The 23,365-nt window shown below is 71.8% G+C and carries 19 protein-coding genes; 15 read left to right on the plus strand and 4 right to left on the minus strand.

All coding sequences use genetic code 11. The features are described from left to right. Positions 1-366: 366 nt before the first annotated feature. The 12 genes from JIAGA_RS30205 to JIAGA_RS0116280 all read left to right on the plus strand — a co-directional run bounded on the left by JIAGA_RS30205 (position 367) and on the right by JIAGA_RS0116280 (position 14,938). Complete coding sequence (locus tag JIAGA_RS30205) at positions 367-1,098, plus strand: SAF domain-containing protein (protein WP_051426173.1); 732 nt, start codon at positions 367-369, stop codon at positions 1,096-1,098. 4 nt (positions 1,099-1,102) lie between these two features. Beyond that, positions 1,103-1,882, plus strand: a complete 780-nt coding sequence (locus JIAGA_RS0116230; RefSeq protein ID WP_026876486.1) for a CpaE/TadZ family protein — start codon at positions 1,103-1,105, stop codon at positions 1,880-1,882. Positions 1,883-1,888: 6 nt separating this feature from the next. After that, complete coding sequence (locus JIAGA_RS0116235) at positions 1,889-3,193, plus strand: TadA family conjugal transfer-associated ATPase (RefSeq protein ID WP_026876487.1); 1,305 nt, start codon at positions 1,889-1,891, stop codon at positions 3,191-3,193. Beyond that, positions 3,190-4,056, plus strand: a complete 867-nt coding sequence (locus JIAGA_RS30210) for a type II secretion system F family protein (RefSeq protein WP_035812606.1) — start codon at positions 3,190-3,192, stop codon at positions 4,054-4,056. The genes JIAGA_RS0116235 and JIAGA_RS30210 overlap by 4 nt, the downstream gene beginning before the upstream one ends. Then, positions 4,053-4,979, plus strand: coding sequence for a type II secretion system F family protein (locus JIAGA_RS0116245; RefSeq protein WP_026876488.1), 927 nt, complete (start codon positions 4,053-4,055; stop codon positions 4,977-4,979). The genes JIAGA_RS30210 and JIAGA_RS0116245 overlap by 4 nt, the downstream gene beginning before the upstream one ends. A 48-nt stretch (positions 4,980-5,027) precedes the next feature. Then, complete coding sequence (locus tag JIAGA_RS0116250) at positions 5,028-5,261, plus strand: hypothetical protein (RefSeq protein WP_211239691.1); 234 nt, start codon at positions 5,028-5,030, stop codon at positions 5,259-5,261. Positions 5,262-5,275: 14 nt separating this feature from the next. After that, positions 5,276-5,686 carry a TadE/TadG family type IV pilus assembly protein gene (locus JIAGA_RS0116255; protein ID WP_281172698.1) on the plus strand — a complete coding sequence of 137 codons (411 nt, stop codon included), beginning with the start codon at positions 5,276-5,278 and terminating at the stop codon, positions 5,684-5,686. A 47-nt stretch (positions 5,687-5,733) separates the two neighbouring features. Further along, entirely contained in the window at positions 5,734-6,108 is a 375-nt protein-coding gene (locus JIAGA_RS0116260) for a TadE/TadG family type IV pilus assembly protein (RefSeq protein WP_035812607.1), read from the plus strand. Further along, complete coding sequence (locus JIAGA_RS0116265) at positions 6,105-6,551, plus strand: TadE/TadG family type IV pilus assembly protein (protein ID WP_026876492.1); 447 nt, start codon at positions 6,105-6,107, stop codon at positions 6,549-6,551. The genes JIAGA_RS0116260 and JIAGA_RS0116265 overlap by 4 nt, the downstream gene beginning before the upstream one ends. A gap of 35 nt (positions 6,552-6,586) precedes the next feature. Then, on the plus strand, positions 6,587-9,526 hold the full coding sequence (locus tag JIAGA_RS30215; protein ID WP_051426174.1) for an AfsR/SARP family transcriptional regulator: 2,940 nt from the start codon (positions 6,587-6,589) through the stop codon (positions 9,524-9,526). A gap of 268 nt (positions 9,527-9,794) precedes the next feature. Next, positions 9,795-10,067 carry a WXG100 family type VII secretion target gene (locus JIAGA_RS0116275; protein WP_026876493.1) on the plus strand — a complete coding sequence of 91 codons (273 nt, stop codon included), beginning with the start codon at positions 9,795-9,797 and terminating at the stop codon, positions 10,065-10,067. Between the two features lie 218 nt (positions 10,068-10,285). Continuing rightward, positions 10,286-14,938: an FtsK/SpoIIIE domain-containing protein gene (locus JIAGA_RS0116280; RefSeq protein ID WP_211239692.1), complete on the plus strand. Its 4,653-nt coding sequence runs from the start codon at positions 10,286-10,288 to the stop codon at positions 14,936-14,938. A gap of 219 nt (positions 14,939-15,157) precedes the next feature. On the opposite strand, the gene JIAGA_RS34620 is transcribed toward JIAGA_RS0116280, so the two are convergent. Together JIAGA_RS34620 and JIAGA_RS0116290 are read right to left on the minus strand one after the other, a co-directional pair. Further along, a complete protein-coding gene (locus tag JIAGA_RS34620; RefSeq protein ID WP_026876495.1) occupies positions 15,158-16,258 on the minus strand; it encodes a hypothetical protein in 1,101 nt (366 codons plus the stop codon). Beyond that, positions 16,258-16,749: a hypothetical protein gene (locus JIAGA_RS0116290; protein WP_026876496.1), complete on the minus strand. Its 492-nt coding sequence runs from the start codon at positions 16,747-16,749 to the stop codon at positions 16,258-16,260. The genes JIAGA_RS34620 and JIAGA_RS0116290 overlap by 1 nt, the downstream gene beginning before the upstream one ends. A gap of 172 nt (positions 16,750-16,921) precedes the next feature. Here JIAGA_RS0116290 and JIAGA_RS0116300 point away from each other — a divergent pair, with 172 nt between their 5' ends. Beyond that, a complete protein-coding gene (locus JIAGA_RS0116300; protein ID WP_026876497.1) occupies positions 16,922-18,844 on the plus strand; it encodes a TIGR03960 family B12-binding radical SAM protein in 1,923 nt (640 codons plus the stop codon). 631 nt (positions 18,845-19,475) lie between these two features. Here JIAGA_RS0116300 and JIAGA_RS0116305 read toward each other — a convergent pair. Then, complete coding sequence (locus JIAGA_RS0116305; protein ID WP_211239693.1) at positions 19,476-20,183, minus strand: MBL fold metallo-hydrolase; 708 nt, start codon at positions 20,181-20,183, stop codon at positions 19,476-19,478. A gap of 95 nt (positions 20,184-20,278) precedes the next feature. Between JIAGA_RS0116305 and JIAGA_RS0116310 the strand changes: the two genes are divergently transcribed. Next, positions 20,279-21,100, plus strand: a complete 822-nt coding sequence (locus tag JIAGA_RS0116310; protein WP_026876499.1) for a PhzF family phenazine biosynthesis protein — start codon at positions 20,279-20,281, stop codon at positions 21,098-21,100. A gap of 12 nt (positions 21,101-21,112) precedes the next feature. Here JIAGA_RS0116310 and JIAGA_RS0116315 read toward each other — a convergent pair whose 3' ends face one another. Continuing rightward, entirely contained in the window at positions 21,113-22,492 is a 1,380-nt protein-coding gene (locus JIAGA_RS0116315; protein ID WP_026876500.1) for an FAD-binding oxidoreductase, read from the minus strand. 163 nt (positions 22,493-22,655) lie between these two features. Here JIAGA_RS0116315 and JIAGA_RS30220 point away from each other — a divergent pair, with 163 nt between their 5' ends. Next, positions 22,656-23,348, plus strand: coding sequence for a TIGR03936 family radical SAM-associated protein (locus JIAGA_RS30220; protein ID WP_051426175.1), 693 nt, complete (start codon positions 22,656-22,658; stop codon positions 23,346-23,348). Positions 23,349-23,365 lie beyond the last annotated feature (17 nt).

Here is a 23,365-nt window from a genome sequence, read left to right on the forward strand (position 1 = left end):
ACCGTGGCTGACGGATGAAAGCGACGTGAAAGCGGCGTGCCGTACAGTCCAGGAGAGAGTCCGGCCAGTCCGTACTCCGGACCGCCGGTCCGGAGTGTGGTCGCACGATGGCCGGCACCTGTGGTTCGGTCAACAGTGAGGTGGAGGACAGAGCGAGGCATGACCTCGGTCGTGAATCCAAGGTAAGGTTCCCCCGAACGTCCAGGGGGCAGCGGGGTTGGCTCGACACCCGACGCGTCCGGCGGGTCCGCGCCGGGTGCGGTGTTCGCGTGCCCCCCAGCTGTGCCCGGTCGCCCCGAGCCACTCGGGCCGGCCACGCGACGTCGCCGGGGAACGTGACGAGGCGGGAGCGGTAGAGGCAAGCTCATGGCGGGGACAACGCAGACCACAGACGCGGCGGGCGAGCGGCAGCGCGCCCGCGAGCAGCGCGGCATCCGCAGCAGCCAGCGCGCCAAGGCCGACACCGGCCGGCTGCCGTCGCCGCCCCGGCAGCGCCGCCCGGCGCTGGCCGCGCTGGCGGTGCTGCTCATCGCCGGTGGCGCCGCGGTCGCGGCCCTGCTGGCCATGCGCGTCGACGAGCGGACCCCGGTGTTGATGCTGCGCGGCGACGTCGCGGCCGGCCAGCAGATCACCGAACAGCACCTGGAGACCACCCAGGTCGCGTCCGAGCTGGACACCCTCATTCCCGAGTCGCAGCTGGACCAGGTGGTCGGCCAGTACGCGCGGGTCTCGCTGCGCTCAGGGCAGCTCATCGACACCACCATGCTGGGGCCCTCCGGGCTGCTGACCGACGGCACCGCCGCCGTCGGCGCGTCCCTGGCGCCTGGGTTCCTGCCGGCCGGCGGGCTGCAAGAGGGCGACGTCGTCGACCTCGTCTCCATCGCCACCGGCTCCGGCGAGGTCATCGTCGAAGACGCCCGGGTGAGCTCCGCGGTGAGTTCCGACGGTTCGTCGGCCACCAGCGGCGCCACCGGTGTGGTCGCCACGCTCATCGTCGACCGGGAGGACGAGGCGGAGGTCGCCGCCGTCGCGGCGCAGAACCAGCTGGTCGTCACGCTGGTCGAGCGCGGTGCGCCGGTCGGCGCGGAGGAGGAGTGACCCGGTGCTGATCGCGTTCGCGTCCGCCAAGGGCTCTCCGGGCGTGACGACGACGGTGAACGCCCTCGGCGCCATCTGGCCGGCGGACGTCATCGTCGCCGATTTCGACCCTGCCGGCGGCGATCTCGCGCTGCGGCACCGCAACGTCGAGGGTGAGCCGCTGGACCCCGAGCGCGGCCTGTTGTCGCTGGCCGCCGCGGCCCGCCGGGGCGTCACCGAGGCCGCCATGGCCGAGCACCTGCAGACCGCGGACGGCGGCCTGGACCTCCTGGCCGGGGTGGTCCGCCCGGAGCAGCTCACCGGCATCGGCTCGGTGTGGCCGTCGTTGAGCACCATGCTGCACGGGCTGTCCGCCGATGTCCTGGTCGACTGCGGCCGCATCGTGCCGGGCACCCCGCTGCTGCCCATCCTGACCGGCGCCGACGCCGTGGTGTTCGCCGTCCGGCCGGGGGTGGAGTACTACGCGCACCTGCGTGAGCGGCTGCGGTGGCTGGCCGAGCCGCTGCAGATCGGCAAGGCCGGCAGCACCCCGGTCGGCATCGTGCTCATCACCGACAGCTCCGACAGCTCCTCGGCCCGCGACCTCGACCGGCTGCTCCAGCACGACGGCCAGCAGGTCACCGTGCTGGGCCGCATCGCCGACGACCCCAAGGCGGCCGGTGCCCTGGCCGGGCGCTGGAACCGCCGCATCGACCGTTCACTGTTGATCCGGTCGGCACGCGAGATGAGCGAATCGGTCCGCGGACTGGCCATGGCCAGGGCGCGGATCTCGGCAGGGAGCTGACGCACCATGGATCAGAACCTCGTCCGTACCCTGCGCGAAGAGGTCGCCGACACTCTCGCGCGGCAGCGGCGCGACGACGCCGCCAACGGCATCCCGCCCATGTCGGCGGAGGACGAGCGGCAGTTCGCCCGGGCCGTCATCGGCCGCGTCCTCGACGCGCACGCCCGCACCGAGATCGCGGCCGGGCGCACGCCGCCGTCGGCGGAGGAAGAGGAGGAGATCTCCTCCGGCATCCACGCCGCGCTGTTCGGTGTCGGCCGGCTGCAGCCGCTGCTGGACGACCTCGACGTCGAGAACATCGACATCAACGGCTGCGACCAGGTGTTCATCCAATACGCCGACGGCCGCGAGGTGGTCGGTGCGCCGGTCGCCGAGAGCGACGACGAGCTCGTCGAGCTGGTCCAGATCCTCGGCGCCTACTCCGGCCTCACCAGCCGGCCGTTCGACTCCGCCAACCCGCAGCTGGACCTGCGGCTGCCCGACGGCAGCCGGCTCTCGGCGGTCATGGGGGTGTGCGCCCGGCCGTCCATCTCCATCCGCCGTGCCCGGTTGTCCCGGGTGCACCTGGACGACCTGGTGACCTACGGCTCGGTCACCGAGGAGCTCGCGGCGTTCCTGTCCGCTGCCGTCGCTGCCCGCAAGAACATCATGATCGCCGGGGCCACCAACGCCGGCAAGACCACGATGCTGCGTGCGCTGGCCAACGAGATCCCGCCGGCCGAGCGGCTCATCACCGTCGAGCGGGCGCTGGAGCTCGGCCTCGGCGAGTTCGCCGACCTGCACCCGAACGTCGTCGCGTTCGAGGAGCGGCTGCCCAACTCCGAGGGGCAGGGCGCCATCACCATGGCCGAGCTGGTCCGCCGCAGCCTGCGTATGAACCCCAGCCGGGTCATCGTCGGCGAGGTGCTGGGCGACGAGATCGTCACCATGCTCAACGCGATGAGCCAGGGCAACGACGGCTCGCTGTCCACCATTCACGCCAACAGCTCCATCGAGGTGTTCAACCGCATCTCGACCTACGCCATCCAGTCGGTCGAGCGGCTGCCGGTCGACGCCACCATGATGCTCATCGCGGGCGCCATCGACTTCGTCGTCTTCGTCGAGAAGCGCAACGAGTTCTCCGAGGGCGGCCGGCTGCGCCGGTTCGTGTCCAGCATCCGCGAGATCAACGGTGTCGACGGCCGGGTCCTGTCCAGCGAGATCTTCGCCGCCGGCCCGGACGGCGTCGCGGTCCCGGCCGCACCGATCGCCTGCATCGACGACCTCATCGCGGTCGGCTACGACGCGCACGCGAGCCAGGTGATCGCGTGAGCCTCACCATCCTGCTGATCACGTTGATCGGCGCCGCCATCGGGGCGGCGGTGCTCCTGCTGATCATCGCGATCCGGGGGAGTGAGCCGAAGCCGCCCAGGCCGAACGCCTCTCGTCGTTCCCTGGTGGAGAAGCTCGGCCGGCAGACGGTGTTCGGCATCGGCGCCGGAATCGCCACCCTGGCCCTGACCCGGTGGCCGGTCGCGGCCGTCGGCGGCGGGCTGCTGGTGGCGTTCTGGCCGGCGCTGTTCGGCGGAGCCCGCGAGGAGCGTACGGCCATCGCCCGGCTGGAGGGCCTGGCGGCCTGGACGGAGTCGTTGCGCGACACCATCGCCGGTGCGGTCGGCCTCGAGCAGGCCATCCCGGCCACCGTGTACGCCGCGTCGCCGGCCATCCAGCCGCAGCTTCGGCTGCTGGCCGACCGGCTGCGCATCCGGATGCCGATGCCCGAGGCGCTGCAGCGTTTCGCCGACGACCTCGACGACGCCAGCGCCGACCTCGTGGTGTCGGCGCTCATCCTCAACGCGCGGCTGCGCGGGCCGGGCCTGCGTCAGGTACTCGGTTCGCTGGCCGACTCCGCCCGCGCCGAACTCGACATGCGGCAGCGGGTCATGGCCGGGCGGGCGAGCACCCGCCGCTCGGTGCAGATCGTCGTCGGCGTCAGCCTGTTCTTCATGATCGGCTTGTCGCTGCTCAACCGCGACTTCGTCGCGCCGTACTCCACCCCGGTCGGCCAGATCGTGCTCGGCGTCGTCATCGCGATCTTCGCCGCCGGCTTCCTCTGGATGCGCCGGCTGGCGAAGTTCGAGATGCCGGCCCGGTTCCTCGTCACCGCCTCCGAGCCCGGCGAGGTGCGGTCATGACGATGATCCTGCTGGCCGGTGCGGTGGTCGGCGTCGGCGTCCTGCTGCTGGGTGTCATGCTCTCCACGCAGCGGGTCAACCCGGCGGCGGCCCTGGCGCGGCTCGACGCGGAGCGTTCGCGCGCGCGCCGCGAGCAACTGGTGAACAGCTCGGCGGGCGTCTCGACGCTGGCCGGTGAGTCGGCGTCGATGCGCAGGCTCGGCGGCCAGCTGCGCGGCTCGCTGGAAGGCATCGGGCTCGACCTCGGCTCTATCCGCCGCGACCTGTCGCTGCTGGGCCGCACCCTGGAAGGGCACCTGGCCACCACCGTGCTCTGCGCGCTGGGCGGGTTCCTGATGCCGGTCGTCCTCGCGGCCATCCTGTCGTTCGCCGACGTGGGTTTCAGCCTGCCGGCCTCGGCGGTGCTAGGGCTCTTCCTGGCGCTGATCTTCGGGCTGATCCCGACCCTGACCGCGCGCTCCAGCGCCGCCGACCGGCGCCGCGACTTCCGGCACGTCGTCGGTTCGTTCCTCGACCTGGTGGCCATGAACCTCTCCGGTGGCCGGGGCGTGCCGGAGGCGCTGCAGGCGGCGTCGTCGCTCAGTGACGGCTGGGCGATGGTCCGCATCCGCGACACCCTGCTCACCGCGCGGCTGCACGGCGTCACACCGTGGGCGGCGCTGGGCGAGCTGGGCGACGAGGTGGGCGTCGACGAGCTGCGTGACCTGGCGGCGGCGCTGGCGCTGGTGGCCGAGGACGGCGCCAAGGTGCGTGAGTCGCTGTCGGCCCGCGCCGGCTCGTTGCGCCGTCGTGAACTGGCCGAGGTCGAGGGCAAGGCCGGGCAGCGCTCGCAGTCCATGCTCGTCGCGCAGCTGGTGCTGTGTGTCGGCTTCCTGCTGTTCCTCGTCTATCCCGCCCTGATTGGAGTGCTCGACCAGAGCTGAGACCGACCCGATCCGACCGACCGAAACACATCACCAGGAGACCCCAGCATGAAGCCCCAACTCTCGCCGGCCACGCCGATCGGCTGGCTGCTGCTGAGCCTGCAGGTGCACACCGACCGGGCTCGCCGCGCACCTGAGCGTGGTGCGTCGGCCATCGAGTTCGTGATCATCACGGCGATCCTCGTCGCGCTGGCCGCCGCCGTCGGCGTCGTGATCTACAACCTCGTGACGGAAGAGGCCGACTCCATCGACATTCCGGACGCTCCCGGCGGAAACCCGTAGGCCGAGGTCCTGACGTGCTGGCACGGTTCGAACGGCTACGGTCGAGATCAGAGCGGGGAGCGAGCTCCATCGAGCTCGCCCTGTACACCCCGATCATGTTCTTGATCATCTTCGTGATCGTGCAGTTCACGCTGACCTGGCACGGCAACCAGATCGCGGCGGCGGCGGCCCGGGAGGCCGCCCGCGAGGCGCGCATCGGCGGCGGGACCCCGGAGGCGCTGGCCGCCGCCGAGGCACGCGGACGCGAGTACGCCGAGGCCGTCGGCAACGGCCACCTCATCGTCATCGAGGTCGAGGCGGTGAACCTCGGGGACAACGTCCGGGTGACCGTCACCGGCCGGGCCACCGAGATCGTCAACAACCTCGCCCCGCAGGTCTCGCAGACCGTCGAGGGCCCGATCGAGCAGTTCGTACCGGATCTATGAGCACCTGGCAGCGGGTCGCGCGCGCGGCGAGAAGGGAGGCGGGTTCCATGGCCATCGAGGTCGTGATCCTGGCGCCCATCCTCATCGCCGTCATGATGCTGATCGTCGGTTTGGGCCGCTACGTCGACCGCTCCGGCGACGTCGAGGCGATGGCCCGGGACGCGGTCCGCGCGGCGTCGCTGGAGCGCGATGCCGGGTCGGCCCGCAACGCCGCCCAGGCCATCGTCGACAGCACCACCCCTGGTGGCGTCACGTGCCAGCCGGTCCGTCTCGGCGGGAACTTCGCACCCGGCGAGATCATCAGCGTCGAGGTCTCCTGCGAGGTGTCGTTCAGCGGCCTCGGCTTCGCCGGCTTCCCCGGCACCGCGACGATGACCGGCGAGAGCTCGGCGCCGATCGACACGCTGCGGAGGACGACGTGAGCCGGCCCCGCCTCGCGCGGCGTCCCGCGGACGAACGTGGCGCCATCAGCGCCATGATCGTCACGCTGATCGTGATGTTGTTCATGCTGGCCGGCCTCGTGGTCGACGGCGGCTTCGCCATCAACGCCCGGCAACGCATCTTCGACGACGCCGAGCAGGCAGCCCGGGTCGGCGCCAACCAGATCGACCTGGACACCCTCTACTCGACGGGCGAGGTAGTGCTGCTCACCGACCGGGCGGCCGCGGAGGCGCGGGCGTACATGACCGCGCGCGGCTACGACGCCGGCCAGGTCGACGTCCGGGTCGGTCCGGGTCAGGTCTACGTGCATGCGGAGGACACCGTCGGGACGTCGCTACTCCAACTGATCTTCATCGAGGACTTCGACATCGCGGGCGAGGCGACGGCACGTCCTGCGGTCGGCATCACGGGGGAGGCACCATGAGCGGCGATCCGAGAAGGGGAGCGCGACCAGCCGACATGAGCACGAACACGGGCGGGCAGCGTGGCCGCCGGGCGGCGCAGCGCGGTGAACGCACTGGACGGCCGGTGTCGCCGGTCGAGGCGGTGGCGGCTGCCAGCGCGACCCGGGAGGTCGGTCCGCAACGCTTCCAGCGGCGCGGCGTCCCGGAGCCGCAGCGCAGTCTGCCTCAGGCGCTGGCGGCCGGCTTCGCGCTGGCGTTGCTGGTCGTCGGGGTGCCGGTGCTGCTGCTGGTGCTGGGCGGCCCGCCGCCCGTGCCCACGTCGTGGCCGACCCGGGACGACCTCACCGCCACCATCGGCGTCGAGCAGCTGGTCGGCGTGCTGCTGTGGGTGGTCTGGCTGGCATGGCTGCAGTTCACCGTCTGTGTGCTGATCGAGCTGCGCAGTGCCGTGCGCGGCGTCGGGCTGCCCGGCCGGGTGCCGCTGTCCGGACCGACCCAGCGGTTCGCGCGGGCGCTGGTCGCGTCGGTCCTGGTCGCCACGGCCGCCGTCGGGCAGGCCGCCGCGGCGTCGCCGGCCGCTGCGCCGGAGGCCCCGCCGACCCCCAGCGTCTCGGTGTCGGACAGCTACGACGGCCAGGCCGAGGCCACCGTGCAGCACGAGGATGCCGCGCCGGTGCCGGCCGCCGCAGCCGAACAGGCCGAGGTCGAGTACCGCCTCGGTGATCTGGTCCTCGACCCGGAAGAGGGCGCGGAGCTGTTGGGGCAGAAGGTGTACGTGGTCCAGCCGCCCGACGGCCGCTACCACGACAACCTCTGGGACATCGCCGAACGCACCCTCGGCGACGGGCGCCGCTATCAGGAGATCTTCGAGCTCAACCGGGGCCGCGAGCAGCCGGACGGTCACGAGTTGTCGCTGGCCCGGCTCATCTACCCGAACTGGCTGCTGATCGTCCCTGCCGATGCTGCCGGCGTCGATGTCGTCACTGCACACACCCCGGCACCGCCGGAGACGCCGCCGGTACCGCAGCCACCGACGGCGCCGGAGCAGGACGGCAGTGGCCACGGCGAGGCCGGCGGCGAGCTCGGGGCCGGGCTGTTCGCCGACTACACCGCCACCGCGGAGGCCGAGCAGGTCAGCACGAACCCGCACGCCGGTCTCCTCGACGCCGGCCTGCTGGGCGCGGGGGTGCTGGCGGCTCTGGAGATCCTGCGGCGGCGCCGGCGGACCCCGGAGCCGGGCGACGACGAGGTCGAGGCCGAGGTCGCGTTGCGCATCGGAGCCGACCCGGACCGAGCCCGCTGGCTGGACTACGCGCTGCGCACGCTCGCCGCGGGCTGCCAGCAGGAGGGCCGCCCCCTGCCCCCGGTCTACGCGGCCGTGGTGGACAGTACATCGGTGGAGTTGCTGCTGGCGCCGGCGCGGGCGGACGCGCCGATGCCGTGGACGGTGCTCGACGAAGGCCGCCGCTGGACGCTGGCGCGAGCCGATGTGAAGATCGACACCGAGTTGCGCGGCCGGGTGCTGGCTCCGTACCCGGGGCTGGTGTCGCTGGGCCGAAGCGGCGAGGCCGACGTGCTCGTCGACCTCGAGGCCGCCGGCGGGCCGATCTGCGTCGACGGCGATCCGGAGGTGACGTTCGAGGTCGTCACCGCGCTGGCGGTGGAACTGGCGACCAACCAGTGGTCCGACCATCTGCGGGTCACAGCGGACGGCCTGCCGGACGCCCTCAGCGCCTTCGACCCGGGCCGGCTGCGGCTGGTCGACGGTGTCGAACCGCTGCTGCCGGAGCTGGCCGCGCGCCGGTCCGACCGCCTTGGCGCCGACGTACTGACCGGCCGGGTCCGGCCGGGTGGAGCGGGCAGCTGGATGCCGGAGTACCTGGTGCTCGGCACGCCGCCCACCGGCGAGCTCGCCGAGCAGCTGATGACGTTGACCAACGCGGCCGGGCGGTCCCCGCTGGGCGTCATCTGCGCCGGCGACGTCCCGGGCGCGCGGTGGCGCATCTCCGTCGACAGCGCCGGGACGCTCGAGCTGCCGGCATTGGGCCTGTCGGTGCGCGCCAACCGCCTGACGTGGCGCAGCATCGAGGCCCTGGTCGGTCTGGTCGACCCGGAGCGCAGCAACGACCCCGATCCGGCCGGACCCGGCTTCAACGAGGCCTGGCTGCCGGAGGTCCGCCCGGAGGTGCCGCAGGTACGCACCCTGGTCACCGAGGCAGAGCTCGCCACCGCACCGGTGCGGGTCTACATCCTCGGCCCGGTGGTGGTGCAGGCCCGCGAGGAGATCGAGGTGGAGCGGCGGGCGCTGGCGACCGAGATCGTCACGTACCTGGCATTGCACCGCGACGGCGTCCACCCGACGGTGTTGGCGTCGGCGGTGTGGCCGCGCGGCGTCACCGCGGCGGTACGGGAGTCCACGTTCGCCCGGGTCCGCGAGTGGCTGGGCGTCGACCGGACCGGCTCGCCGTACCTGCTGACCACCGAGGACGGCCGGCTCAAGCTGAGCGACGCGGTCGTCCTCGACTGGGACGTGGTGTGCGCGCTGCTGAGCCAGGCCCGGCAGGTGCGCCGGCCGTCGGAGGAGTCCGACCTGTTGCGCCGGGCGCTGCGGGTGGCCCGCGGCCCGGTGCTCAGTGACCGTCCGCAGGGCCGGTATGCGTGGATCGCGCGGGCCCGGGTGGAACGTGTGGCGTCGGACCTGCTGGTCGACGCCGCGCATCGATTGTCCGTCATCACCCGCGACGGTGGCGACCCGGCCACGGCCGCAGCCGCGGCCCGGGCCGGGCTGCGGGTCAGGCCCGCGGAGCAACTGCTCTGGCGCGACCTGATCCAGGCCCAGCATGCCGTCGACGGGCGGGACGGAGTCATTGCGGTGGAGGGCGAGATGAGCGAGACCCTCCTGGGCATCGGCGGCATCGACCTCGCGCCTGAGACTCAGGCGCTGCTCGAGGAGCTGGTGCCCAGCTCGGGAGGGAGACATCGCGATCTCGCTTAGTCGACGCTCTTGTATGACGAAACGGAGGTGACACGAACGTAGGGCGATTTCGATTCCGGAATGTCTGGGCGAATTCGGCGATCCGTCGATGACGGGTCTACGAAGCACCGGACCGGCCGCGTCAGCATTTGTCGCGGAGCAATCGCCGAGTCATGAGAGCGGGCCTGACCGAATGTCACCGAGCAATCGGCGACCGGTAGGCTCTTGCGATGTCGTGCCACACCCGACGCGGTGAGGCAAGAAGAATTCACAAGGGAGATAAAAAATCATGGGTGTCGGTGCAGAGCTAAGTACCCTTGCGGAGCTCCACAGGACGTTCACGAACAACGCCGAGGCTGCTGAAGGCATCAAGACCGAGGTCGATGGCGGCGTCTCCAACGCGGTGTGGACCGGTCGGTACGCCGACGACTTCCGCACGGCGTGGGAGGACTACAAGCAGAACCTCGACACGCTGCGTGACGCCCTGAACGGTGCCGCGGACGATGTCCGGATCAACCACAACAACATCGCCGAGGCGACCGGCGAGCCGGACCGCATCTGAGTCCCTCGCATTGTCACAAGTGGTGGCCCGCATCCGCACGGCGCGGATGCGGGCCACCGCCTTTTCCCGGCCACAGTGCGGGTTTCGTGAATGCGTTTCGTCACCGGTCGCGCCGCCGGGTCGGCGCGACCGTCAGGTACGGTCGTCGGCGCCGGTAAGATGCCTTGGGGGATCGTGATCTCCGGCTCGAAGCGAAAGACGGTGACGTGCGGCTACTGGTGAGTGCCACTGCTGCGGGCGACGGCGACATCGTCGACCTCGCCATCGACTGCGAGGACGACGCCACGATCGCCGACATCGCCCGGCAGCTCGCTGCTCAGGTGCGCCCGCAACCGCAGGCGCAGATCGTGCACACCGCCGGCCGGCACCTTGGTGTCGTCGGCGAGAGCGTGTTCGACGACGGCCCGGGCGAGGGCGCCGGGGTGCCGCCCACGCTCTACCTCGGCAGCGTGCCCCTGGACCCCACCACGAAGGTGGCCGAGTCCGATCTGCGCAACGGCGCCCTGGTGGGTGTCGGCGTGCCGCTGCCGGACGTCTTCGCCGAACGTACCGGCGTGGTTCAGGTGCGCACCGTCTCCGGTCCGGGCGCGGGCCACATCGACTACCTGTCGGCGGGCAGCCACGACGTCGGCGGCCGCGTGGGTGCGGCGGTCCGGCTGCGCGGCGAGGACGCGCCCCCGGTCGCGCTGCGCTTGGACGTCACCGTCGACGGCAGCGTGACCGTCACTCCGGAACCGTCCCTGGCCGGGGTCATGCTCCCGCCGCCGCCGCGGGAACGGCCGCTCGACGGCCCCATCGTGGTGCCGAAGGACGAGGAGCCGGAGCCGGCGAAGAAGAAAAAGAAGAAGAAGGCCCGCCGCTTCAACAAGCGGATGGAGGAGCTGGCCCGCCTCAAGCATCCCAACCTCACGGTCGATCCGGAGGCCGACCGTCCGTTCATGCACCTGGACCGGGTGCCGCTGGACGGGCCGGTCACCTGGCCGCCGGGTGGCGCCGTCGTCGTCGGCGACACCGTGCTGGAGCTGGCATTGCCGGCCGACCCGGACGCGTCGCTGTCGCCCAGCCCGGGCGGGGTGACGCTGGACTACAACCGGCCGCCACGGCTGCTGCCGCCACCCAGGCAGACGGAGTTCCGGCTGCCCAACGAGCCGCGCAAGCCGGACAAGGAGCCGTTGCCCTGGGCCATCGCCATGGCGCCGATGATCATGGGCGGCGCGATGTTCTACTTCACCCGTTCGCCGTTCAGTCTCATGATCATGGTGCTGTCGCCGATCATGATGCTCTCGCGCTGGCGCAGCAGCCGCCACCAGCGCCAGACCCGCTTCTCCACTGACATGAAGACGTACGTCGAGCGGATGCGCAACATCGAGAACCAGGCGTATCGAGGCCTGGTCGCCGAGCGTTCCGCCCGCCGCCGCGATGTTCCCGACCCTGCGGCGCTGCTGCTGTTCGCCACCGGGCCGCGGTCGCGGCTGTGGGAGCGCCGGCGCACCGACCCGGACTGGATGCTGGTGCGGGTCGGCACCGCCGACGTGCCCAGCGAGGTCTCGCTGACCGACCCCGGCCGCGAGGACCACGAACGCGTGCTGCACTGGACCGCGCCGGACGTCCCGGTCGGCGTGCCGCTCGAACAGGCCGGGGTCACGGGCGTGGCCGGCCACGACGACGTCCGGCGTCAGGTGGCCGGCTGGATGGTGGCGCAGATCGCGGCCCTGCACAGCCCTGCCGACATCGAGATGGTGGTGCTCTCCGACCCGGAGGGCGGGGCGGCCTGGAACTGGATGCGCTGGCTCCCGCACGTGCGGCGCGGCGAGGCATCCGAGATCATCGCCGGAATCGGCGCCGACGACGAGACCACCAGCCGGCGGGTCGCGGAGCTCATGGCCATCATGGAGCAGCGCAAGGCCGCCGCGGCCGACCGCGGTGGCGGCCTGATGTCGTCGCGCAACATCAGCTTCCCGCCGCTGCTGGTCGTGCTGGACGGCGCCCGCCGCATCCGGTTGATGCCGGGCCTCATCACGTTGCTGCGCGAGGGTCCCCGGCTGGGCATGTTCTTCCTCTGCATCGACGCCGACGAACGGCTGCTTCCGGAAGAGTGCCGGGCGGTCGTCTCGGTCGGACCCACCTCCACCTCGGTCCGCCACACCGGGCAACCGACCATCGAGGGCATCCGCCTCGACATCGTCCCGCCGGAGTGGTGCGAACGGCTCGGCCGGGCGCTCGCGCCGGTGAAGGACGTCAGCTCCGAGGACCTGTCCTCGTCGCTGCCGATGTCCAGCCGGCTGCTCGACGTCCTCAAGCTCGACCCGCCGACACCCGAGGCCATCGTGCAGTGGTGGACCACCGTCGGGCGTACCACCAAGGCGATCATCGGCGAGGGCATGGACGGGCCGTTCTCCGTCGACGTGCGCGCCGACGGCCCGCACGGCCTGGTGGCCGGCACCACCGGTTCGGGTAAGTCGGAGCTGCTGCAGACGCTGATCGCGTCGCTGGCGGTGGCCAACCGCCCGGACGAGATGACCTTCGTGCTGGTCGACTACAAGGGCGGGGCGGCCTTCAAGGACTGCAACAATCTCGCCCACACCGTCGGCATGGTCACCGACCTCGACGGCCACCTCACCACCCGCGCGCTGGAGAGCCTGGCCGCCGAGCTGCATCGGCGCGAGCACCAGCTTGCCCGCGCGGGCAAGAAGGACATCGAGGACTACCTGGCCGCCAAGGGCCCCGACGACGAGCCCATGCCTCGGCTCATGATCATCATCGACGAGTTCGCCGCCCTGGTCACCGAGCTGCCGGACTTCGTGAAGGGCCTGGTCGACATCGCCCGCCGAGGCCGTTCGCTCGGCGTACACCTGCTGCTGGCCACCCAGCGGCCGGCCGGTGTGGTCAGCGCGGAGATCAAGTCGAACACCAACCTGCGCATCGCGCTGCGGGTCACCGACGGCAACGACAGCCAGGACGTCATCGAGGCGAAGGACGCCGCCGAGATCTCCAAGTCCACGCCGGGCCGCGCCTATGCCCGGCTCGGTGCGTCGTCGCTGGTGCCGTTCCAGTCGTCCCGCGTGGGTGGCCGCCCGACGGCTCCGGACGCCGAGGTCTCGGTCGACCTGCGCCAGCTGTCCTGGGAGAGCCTGGGCCGGCCGCCGGAGCGCACCGAGTCCAGCGACGCCGACGAGGACGTCTCCATACCGTCCGACCTGGAGAGCCTGGTCACGGCCATCAATGCGGCCTCTGAGCGCACCGGGATCGGCGCGCCGCCGCCGCCGTGGCTGCCGCCGCTGGCCGACTCGGTGACCCTGGACGAGGTCCTGGCCGATCCGGCCGGCGCGGTCGAGCGCGGCCGCGAGATCCGTATCCCGTTCGGCATCGTCGACGTCCCGCGCGAGCAGCGTCGCGCCGTCGCGTCCTACGACCTGTCCGGGGGCGGGCACCTGTCGATCGTGGGTGCGCCGCGAAGCGGCCGGTCCACCGTGCTGCGCGCGGTGGCCGGCGTCGTCGGCCGCACCCTGTCGCCGCGCGACGTCCACCTGTTCGGCATCGACTGCGGCAACAACGCGCTGCTGCCCATGGTCGGCCTGCCGCACACCGGCGCCGTCGTCAGCCGCGACCAGCCGGACCGGCTGTCCCGGCTGTCCGCCCGCATCCGCGCCGAGATCGGCCGGCGCCAGCAGATCCTCGCCGAGCAGGGCTTCGCCGACCTCAGCGAGCAGCGGGCCAACGCCGCCCCGGAGGCCCGGCTGCCGTACATCCTCATCCTGTTCGACCGGTGGGAAGGCTTCGTCCAGTCGTTCGAGAACTTCGACAGCGGCCGGCTCATCGACCAGTGGATGCAGATCATGCAGGAGGGCCCCGGCGTCGGGGTCAAGGTCGTCATGGCGTCGGACCGCACCACCCTGGTCGGGCGCATCTCGGCGTTGATGGAAGACAAACTCATGCTGCGCATGACGGACAACGCCGACTTCGGCGCCATCGGCATGAGCCCGAAGAAGGTCCCCGAGTCCATGCCGGCCGGCCGCGCGTTCCGCACCGAGGGCCTGCTGGAGACCCAGGTCGCCCTGCTGGTCGACGACCCTGAAGGCACCGCGCAGGTGGCCGCGTTGCAGACGCTCGCGCGGGAGGCCAAGGAACGGCACGCGGACGTCCCCCGCAAGTACCTGCCGTTCCGGGTCGACCCACTGCCCACCCGCATCACCCACGCCGACGCCATGGCGCTGGCCGAACGGCCGCTGGCACCCACCGAGCTACCGGTCGCCGTCGGTGGCGACACCCTGACGTTGCGGACGCTGGACGCCATCGACCACGGGCCCGGCATCCTCGTGCTCGGGCCGCGGCGGTCCGGCCGCAGCACCACGCTGCTCACGATGACGACGTCGATGCTGGAGCGGGGCTGGAAGCTGCTCGTCATCACGCCCCGGCGCAGTCCGCTGAGTGCGCTGGCCGGTCGCGACGGCGTCGAAGCGGTCATCAACCTCGAGGCCGAGAAGGACGAGGTCACCAAGCTGTACGAAGGCATGGTGCCGGAGAAGGGCGGCCGGCCGACCGCCGTCGTCATCGACGACCTCGAACTGATGGGCGTCGACGGCTGGATGGTCGACCTGATGACCAAGCACCTGCCGAAGCTGCGCGACACCGGCAGCGCCATCGTCGCGGCCGGCACCACCGACGACCTCGGCAGCAGCTACCGCGGACCGGCCGCGGTGCTGAAGAAGTCGCGCTCCGGCGTGCTGCTGTCGCCGGGGGCGCCCGCAGACGGCGACCACTTCGGCATCAAGCTGCCGCGCTCGCTCACCGGCGGCATGCCGCCCGGCCGCGGCCTGTTCGTCGCCGCGGGACAGTGGCAGCTGGTGCAAGTGCCGGAGACGACGACGTAGGACCGACACCACAGCCGCTCCTCGGTTGATCTTGGAGTAACCGCGGAATCGCGGCCCGAAATGTCCGATAGATTCCGCGGTTACTCCAAGATCAACGGGAGTCTGTGTCGCGTGCTGGGTCTGAGTGGCGTTTCCGGGCCGCGTTTCAGCGTTTCGCGACGCCCTAGACCCAGGATGCGACTGAGACCCAGCCAGGTCCGTGCCCGCCCGAGGGCCGGGTCAGGCCGGTCGCAGCCGCGCGGCCGCCGCCGCGACCTCGGGGTCGTCACTCTCACGCAGCGCCGCCCACTGCTCCTCGTAGCCAGCCGGCGGCGACAGCTCACCGGTGCCGCGGGACGCGGTGGCGACCGTCGACGCGGTGAGCTCGGTCAGTTCCGCCGACCCCTCGCCGTCACCGGCCGACACGATGGCGCGGACCAGCGTCTCCGGGTCGGCGGTGTGCGCGAACTCCCGCGCGTAGTACGGGTCGTGGCGGCCGGCCCGCAGTTCGGCGACGAGCTGACGGGTCGTGTCGGCGTCGTGCAGCAAGGTGAACCGCTGCGCGGTGTTGCGGGCGTTCTCGTAGGACTCGCTGGGCGGGCAGACGGGCAGGCGGGACTCGTCGCCGACGTAGGGGCGCGGCACCTGGGGCCGGTCGGGCTGGGTGGAGAAACCGCCCTCGCCGGCGAGGTCCTGCGCCATCGCCAGCCGGCGGCGCAGGCCGGGCAGCTCGTCGGCGATCCAGGCCGACACCTCCTCGAACCGGTTGGTCTCGGAGGTCGTGAGGTGCACACCGGACAGGATGGAGCGCATCTCCTCGCGCAGCGCCTGGATCTGCTCGCCGGCCCGCTCCATGGCCGCCACCAGCCGCGTCATCGCCTCGATGTCGATGGAGACCTGGTTGGGGTTCGGCGGTTGCGGCTCCTCGGGGCTGAGGGGCCGGGTGGGCCGCTCGGTCTCGAAGTCCTCCTGGACCAGGGAGTCGTCGTCGGGGTCGCTGTCGGCGTGCAGCGGGTCGTCGGTCTCGGCGTCCGGTTCGCTCCCGGGGTCGTCGGCGCCGTCGCCGGAGTCGGTCTCGGCGTCGACCTCGCTGTCGGCCTCGGTGTCCGGTTCGGTGCCGCTACCGCCGCCGTCACCGGTGTAACCGCCGGATCCGCCGTCGCGGGACCCGCCACCGTCGCCGGACCCGCCGCCGTCGCTAGACCCGCCGCCGGAGGCGTACGGATCGGTCGAGGGGTCGTAGTCGGCGTACGGGGACTCGTTCTCGGCGGGGAGGGTGTCCTTGTCCAGCGTGCCGCCGGTCTTGCCGGCATCGGGCCCGAGGCCGCCTGCTGCTTTCATCACATCGGCCTCACGTCGATGACGTCGTCGTCGCCCCGGCTGTCCAGTGTTTCCTGGATGAGGTCGACACAGCCGCCGGCCACGGTGCCGGCCAGCCGCGCGTGGGTGGTGAGGCCGGTGAAGAACTCGTCGGCCAGGCGGCTCACCCAGGCGCCGTCCTCCATCGCCCGGATGGCCGGGTCGAGGAGCGTCTCGCAGTCGTCCATGACCAGCTGGGCCCGGCGCAGCGCCATCTCCAGTTCCTCCCGGCTGGCGAACTCGGGGAGGCAGCCGTCCGGCAGCTCGGCCTCCGGCAGCTGGATCTCCGGCCGGTCGGGAAGGACCGCGTCGTCGGGCTGGGTGTGGAAGTCGGGCATGGTGCCGTGATCGGGCTGGACCTCCAGCGGCCGGGTCTCCACGGACGGCCCGTCGAACTGGTCGGGGAGGACGTGAACCTCGTCGGGCGCCGTCTGGACACCGTCACTGGGCGGGGCGCCGTCGTGGTCCGTCATGCTCTCGCCTTTCGTCGCTGACGTCGATCACTCCGGTCGTGCCCGAGACTCGGGGTTTTCGTGGTGGTTACCCTACCTGTCGCCTGGTCCGTGCCACGAGCCGAGCACGGTGCCGCCGGGGCCGATAGGCTGGGCACGACCGTTGTCGTCGTCCGCGGAGTCGAGCCCGTCCATGCCCGTCGAGTCGCTGTTCGAACGCCTCGAGCCACTGCTGGCTCGGGTGGCCAAGCCCATCCAGTACGTCGGCGGTGAGCTGGGCGCGACGGTCAAGCCGTGGGACGACGCCCAGGTGCGCTGGGCGCTGATGTATCCCGACGCCTACGAGGTCGGACTGCCCAACCAGGGCGTGCAGATCTTGTACGAGCTGCTCAACGAGCAGGACGGCGTGCTGGCCGAACGCACCTACGCGGTCTGGCCCGACCTCGAGCGGCTCATGCGCGAGCACGGCATCGGCCAGTTCACCGTCGACGCCCACCGTCCGGTCGGCGCGTTCGACCTGCTGGGCGTCTCGTTCGCCACCGAGCTGGGCTACACGAACCTGCTCACGGCCCTCGACCTCGCCGGGATGCCACTCATCGCGGCCGAGCGCTCGCTGGACCACCCGGTCGTCATCGCCGGCGGCCACGCCGCGTTCAATCCGGAACCGGTGGCCGACTTCCTCGACGCCGCCGTCCTCGGCGACGGTGAGGAGGTCGTTCTCGCCATCACCGAGGTCGTGCGCGAGTGGAAGGCCGAGGGCCGGCCCGGCGGCCGCGACGGCCTGCTGCTGCGGCTGGCCGCCAGTGGCGGGGTCTACGTGCCCAAGTTCTACGACGTCGAGTACCGGCCCGACGGCACCATCGCCCGGGTCGTGCCCAACCGTCCGGGCGTGCCGGCCACGGTGCGCAAGCACACGGTCATGGACCTCGACAAGTGGCCGTACCCACGCAACCCGCTGGTGCCGCTGGCCGAGACCGTCCACGAGCGCTACAGCGTCGAGATCTTCCGCGGCTGCACACGTGGTTGCCGGTTCTGCCAAGCCGGCATGATCACCCGGCCGGTGCGGGAGCGTTCCATCGAGACCATCGGCAACATGGTCGAGGACGGCCTGAAGAACTCCGGTTTCACCGAGGTGGGGCTGCTGTCGCTTTCGAGTGCCGATCATTCGGAGATCGGCGAGGTCGCGGCCGGCCTGGCCGATCGGTACGAGGGCACCAACACGTCGCTGTCGCTGCCGTCCACGCGGGTCGACGCGTTCAACGTCACGCTGGCCAACGAACTGTCCCGCAACGGCCGCCGGTCCGGGCTGACGTTCGCGCCGGAGGGCGGCACCGAGCGGATGCGCAAGGTCATCAACAAGATGGTCAGCGAGGACGACCTCATCCGCACCGTCAGCACGGCCTACGGCAGCGGCTGGCGGCAGGTGAAGCTGTACTTCATGTGCGGGCTGCCCACCGAGACCGACGAGGACGTGCTGGCCATCGCCGACCTCGCGAAGCGGGTCATCAAGGCCGGCCGCGAGGCGTCGGGCCGCGGCGACATCCGCTGCACGGTCTCCATAGGAGGGTTCGTGCCGAAGCCGCACACGCCGTTCCAGTGGGCCGCGCAGGCCGATCACGAGGTCGTCGACGCCCGGCTGCGCAAGCTGCGCGAGGTGGTCAAGTCCGACCGGTCCTACGGCAAGGCGATCGGCCTGCGCTACCACGAGGGCAAGCCGAGCATGGTCGAGGGCCTGCTGTCCCGCGGCGACCGCCGGGTGGGCCGGGTCATCAAGGCGGTGTGGGAGGCCGGCGGCCGCTTCGACGGCTGGGGCGAGCACTTCTCCTATCAGCGCTGGGTCGACTGCACGGAGCGTGCGCTGGCCGGCGAGCCGGTCGACCTCGCCTGGTACACCACCCGTGAGCGTGACCGCGACGAGGTGCTGCCGTGGGACCACCTCGACTCCGGCCTGGACCGCGACTGGCTCTGGGACGACTGGCAGGACGCCCTGGACGAGGTCGAGATCGACGACTGCCGCTGGACCCCGTGCTTCGACTGCGGCGTCTGTCCGCAGATGGGCACCGAGATCCAGACCGGCCCGACCGGCCGCACGCTGCTGCCGCTCACCGTCGTCTGACACCCCCGCAAATGATCACGCTCGGCATGGGTGTTCCCGCCGCACCATGGATGCTTGCCCGGTTCGGCGGGAGATCGCCTGCCGTTGGCCGCCTGGCCGCGTGCGAGGGTTGCCCGGCTGGAGGGTTGCCCCTTGGAGGCGCGCGTGCCGCCGAGGCACGGATACGAGCTGCGGCGGACCGATCACGCGGCTCGCGCCTTGGTACGCGATATCGCTTCCGAGCCGGGACAAACTGGACTCTCGAGCGGTGAGTTCGCGTGCCAAGGCGCCGATATCGCGTGCCAGGGTGCGCTGCGCGGTTCAGCTCGAGCGACTCCTTCCCAGGGCATGGGACGGCGCCTGCGGGACGTCCGCGGCCAGTCGGTCACCCCGCCCACATGTGTCGTCGCCGGGTCACGTAGTGGGCCTTCAGGTCACGTCACTCGCCTCGGAGGCCGTACCGGACGGTGAAAACGCCAGAGTCCGGCCGCGTTGCGAGTGACGTGACCCGAAACGCTGCACAGTAGGCGCGGCAACCTGGTCTGTGAGCCACCACCGGGAACGACGATGTGAAGCTCGCTGGGTGTGCGACGCGGCAGGCGATCGGCTCCCCGGACGTCACGCCCACGCGGATGCGTCAAGCCGCAAATGATCACCCACGCAGGGCGGCCAGCACTTCGGCCCGGCGCCTGGGCACGTCGTGGCTCTCGACGTACCACTCGACGTCGTCGCTGACCAGCGACGCGGCCAGCTCCAGGTCTGGCCCGTCGCCAGGCCGGCGCAGGTGGTAGGCGGGCGGGTAGTAGCAGTCGCCCAGGAACAGCACGCCCGCCGACGACACCCGCACCACCGTCGAGTCCGGGGTGTGGCCGCCGCCGACATGCTCCAGTTCGACCTCCGCGCCGCCGGCGGCGACGGTGAGCCGGTGGTCGAACGTCGTCGCCGGCGCCACGAACGACAGGTCCGCGAAGTCGTCGACGGCCCGTCCCCGCGCCCGGAAGCTGGGTTCGAGCAGCGGATTCTCGGCGACCCGTGCGCGGAGGTACGCGTGGCTCCACGGCTCCCGCGACTCGGCGGCCATCAGCTCGGCGCACAGCCGGTGCGCCACCACCGGCGCCTCCCACGCTGCGGCGCCCCACGTGTGGTCCCAGTGATGGTGGGTGAGGACCACCCGGGCGGCCGGCGGCAGCCCGGCCACGGCCATCGCCGCGCGCACCTGTCGTGCGAGCGCCGGGCTGTGGCCGGCGTCGACGACGATGCTGCCGGTCTCGCCGGCGACGACGCCGACGGCGGCCTGGACGTTGTCGGGGTCCGGGTCGGCCGGCCAGAGCCAGACCGGCCCGGTCAGGTGGCGCAGCATCCACCCATCCTCTCCCATGATCATCAACGATCCGGCCCGCACCGGCTGGCCCAACGGTTGATGATCATGCGCCATAGGCCCGTACGCTGGTGATCGTGCGGATCCTCGTCGTCGACGCTTTCACCGATCGACCCTTCGGCGGCAACCCGGCCGGAGTGTGCCTCCTGGATCGTCAGGTCACCGACGCATGGATGCAGTCGGTCGCCGCGGAGATGAGGCACTCCGAGACCGCGTTCGTCGAGCCGGTCGAGGGTGACGAGGCCGCCCGCGCCACCCCTGCGGTCGACTACCGGTTGCGCTGGTTCACCCCCGCCACCGAGGTGGATCTGTGCGGCCACGCCACCCTGGCCACGGCGCACGTGCTGTTCGAGCGGGGCGAGGCCGGCCCGATCCGGTTCAGCACGCGCAGCGGAGTCCTGACGGTGCGCCGCGATGACGGCGGCGAGGTCGGCATGGACTTCCCGGCGCTGCCGCCGGACGAGGTGCCGGTGCCGGACGGGCTCGCGGCCGCGCTCGGGGCACCGCCGGTCCGGGCCGGCCGGAGCCGTTTCGACCTGCTGGTGGAACTGGCCGACGAAGCCACCGTCCGGAACCTCGCGCCTGACCCGGCCGCGATGGCCGCCGTCGATGCCCGGGGCTTCATCGTCACCGCCCGGGCCGATGTCGGTGCACCCTACGACTTCGTGTCGCGCTTCTTCGCTCCCCGCGAAGGCATCCCGGAGGATCCCGTCACCGGTTCGGCGCACTGCGTGCTGGCGCCCTACTGGGCCGCGGCGCTGGGTACGCGGGACGGCGCGACGCTGACCGGCGCCCAGCTGTCCGAGCGCGGCGGCACAGTGCGGGCGACGGTCCGCGGCGACCGGGTGGAACTGGCCGGCCGGGCGCGCACCGTCCTGGAGGGTCTGCTCGCGGTGTGACACGTGCCGCCGTCAGGCCGGCCGCACGTTGTGATTGCGGTGGAACATGTTCGCCGGGTCGTACCTGGCCTTGACGGCGGCCAGCCGCGCGTAGCCGTCAGCGCCGAACCCGGACACCACTCGCTCGCGTCCCTCGTCGCCGATGAAGTTCAGGTATACGTCGCCGGTGCTCCAGGGGCGGACGGCGGCGCGCACGGCGCGGGTCCAGCGGATTCCGCGTTCGTCGTCGGCGGCATCGGTCCACAGCCCGAACGGGTGCACGACCCACGACGCTCGGCGCCAGGGGACAGGGTGGTCGGCCGGTCCCCGCGCGATCGCGCCGCCCATCGAGAACAACACGTGTTGTGACGCCGACGGCACCAGCATGTCCGCGGCACCGGCGCAGAAGGCGTCGGCCGCCTCGTCCGGCAGCGCGTGGAGGTGCTCGGCCGACCAGTAGTTGCGGTATCCGGGCGGGTCGTCCATCGCCGACTGAAGCTCGTCGTACGGCAGCTCGGCCACGTACTGGCCGGCCGGAGCGGCGTCGAACAGTGGGCCGGCCACCCGTCGAAGCTCCGTCTCGGTCCCGGCGTAGACGAGCACAATCGCCAGCGCCAACTGGCCGACCAGCGCCGCGGGGACGAAATCCTCGCCCGCCGGGCCGGTCAGGAAGATGACGCCGCCGCCGAGCTCGTCCGGCCCGTTCTCGATGAGGTCCCGGAAGGCGCGGACCAGTTCGGGACCCCGTTCCGGTTGCCACAGCAGCAGGCCGAACGTCGACGCCGGCAGCGGATGCAGGCGCAACACCATCGATGTGACCACCCCGAAGTTGCCGCCACCGCCGTGCAGCGCCCAGAACAGGTCGGGATGGCTGTCTGGTGCGGCCCGCACGACCTCGCCGCCGGCGGTCACCACCTCGGCTTCGAGCAGGTTGTCGCAGGCCAGTCCGAACAGGCGGTCCAGCCAACCCGTGCCGCCGCCGAGTACGAAGCCGCCGACACCAGTGGTCGAGACCCGTCCGCCGGTGGTTGCCAAGCCGTGCGCCGTGCAGGCCCGGTCCAGGTCGGCCATGATGGCGCCGCCGCCGACGGTGGCCGTGCGGGCCACCGGGTCGACGGAGACGTCGTTCATCCGGCGCAGGTCGATCACCAGCCCGTCGGTCAGGGCCAGCCCGGCGACGCTGTGGCCGCCGCCGCGCACCGCCACCTCGAGTCCGTGGTCTCGCGCGAACGCGACCGACACCGCCACATCGGTGCGGTCCTCGCACTGGACGATCAGCGCCGGGTGGCGGTCGATCATGGCGTTGAACACCCGGCGCGCGTCGTCGTACCCGGCAGTTTCCCGGGTGAGGACGTCGCCGGTCAGCAGCGAGCGCAGCTCGCCCCCCATCGCGTCGTCACGAAGACCCGTCATCGTCTCGCCCCCCAGCACACGAATGACTGCTTGTGAACGTACGCCCGCGGGGGAGCGGTGACAATGGTGGTCATCCGAGATTTGTGAGTCGCGGCCGACCGCGGCACCGACGTCGCCGAGAGGAACCGCCCTGAACACTCCACCGCACCAGCAGCTCCCGGCCGTGCAGAAGCTGCGGGTCCGTTTCGCCAAGCGCGGCCGGCTGCGCTTCACCAGCCATCGCGACTTCCAGCGGGCGTTCGAGCGTGCGCTGCGCCGCGCCGACGTCCCGATGGCCTACTCGCACGGCTTCACCCCGCACCCGAAGGTGTCCTACGCGGGTGCGACGCCCACCGGGGCGGCCAGCGAGGCGGAGTACCTGGAACTGTCCCTGACCCGTGTGTGCGACCCGGGCGACATCCGCGCCGCGCTGGACCGGGCGCTGCCGCCGGGACTGGACATCGTCGAGGTGGTGGAGGCCGGCGCCGGTGCGCTGGCCGACAGGCTCCAGGCCTCGAGGTGGCGGATCGAGCTGCCGGGCGCCGACGGCGCCGAGGTCGCCGCCGCGGTCGAGACGTTCCTGGCCGCCGACTCCGTCGAGGTCGAGCGGCTGACGAAGAACGGTGTGCGCCGGTTGGACCCGCGGCAGGCGGTGTTGTCGGCGTCGGTGGACTCCGCGGACGACCCGGTGACGGTGCGGCTGGTGGTCCAGCACCAGTCGCCGACGGTCCGGCCGGAGGAAGTGCTGGCCGGGCTGCGGTCCGTGGCCGGGTTCGTGCCGCCCGCTCCGCCCCGGTCGGTTCGTCTGGGCCAAGGGATCTGGGACGGCGACGACGACACACTGCGTGACCCGCTTGCTGCCGACCGGCGCGGCTGAGTCGACGGCGGCACGCA

It is taken from the genome of Jiangella gansuensis DSM 44835, from assembly GCF_000515395.1.
Classification (GTDB): domain Bacteria; phylum Actinomycetota; class Actinomycetes; order Jiangellales; family Jiangellaceae; genus Jiangella; species Jiangella gansuensis.

Coding starts and splice junctions, on each gene's coding strand:
- JIAGA_RS30205 (WP_051426173.1), top strand. CDS start 367: ATGGCGGGGACAACGCAGACCACAGACGCGGCGGGCGAGCGGCAGCGC.
- JIAGA_RS0116235 (WP_026876487.1), top strand. CDS start 1,889: ATGGATCAGAACCTCGTCCGTACCCTGCGCGAAGAGGTCGCCGACACT.
- JIAGA_RS0116245 (WP_026876488.1), top strand. CDS start 4,053: ATGACGATGATCCTGCTGGCCGGTGCGGTGGTCGGCGTCGGCGTCCTG.
- JIAGA_RS0116250 (WP_211239691.1), top strand. CDS start 5,028: ATGAAGCCCCAACTCTCGCCGGCCACGCCGATCGGCTGGCTGCTGCTG.
- JIAGA_RS0116260 (WP_035812607.1), top strand. CDS start 5,734: ATGGCCATCGAGGTCGTGATCCTGGCGCCCATCCTCATCGCCGTCATG.
- JIAGA_RS30215 (WP_051426174.1), top strand. CDS start 6,587: ATGAGCACGAACACGGGCGGGCAGCGTGGCCGCCGGGCGGCGCAGCGC.
- JIAGA_RS0116275 (WP_026876493.1), top strand. CDS start 9,795: ATGGGTGTCGGTGCAGAGCTAAGTACCCTTGCGGAGCTCCACAGGACG.
- JIAGA_RS34620 (WP_026876495.1), bottom strand. CDS start 16,258: ATGAAAGCAGCAGGCGGCCTCGGGCCCGATGCCGGCAAGACCGGCGGC.
- JIAGA_RS0116290 (WP_026876496.1), bottom strand. CDS start 16,749: ATGACGGACCACGACGGCGCCCCGCCCAGTGACGGTGTCCAGACGGCG.
- JIAGA_RS0116300 (WP_026876497.1), top strand. CDS start 16,922: ATGCCCGTCGAGTCGCTGTTCGAACGCCTCGAGCCACTGCTGGCTCGG.
- JIAGA_RS0116305 (WP_211239693.1), bottom strand. CDS start 20,183: ATGCTGCGCCACCTGACCGGGCCGGTCTGGCTCTGGCCGGCCGACCCG.
- JIAGA_RS0116315 (WP_026876500.1), bottom strand. CDS start 22,492: ATGACGGGTCTTCGTGACGACGCGATGGGGGGCGAGCTGCGCTCGCTG.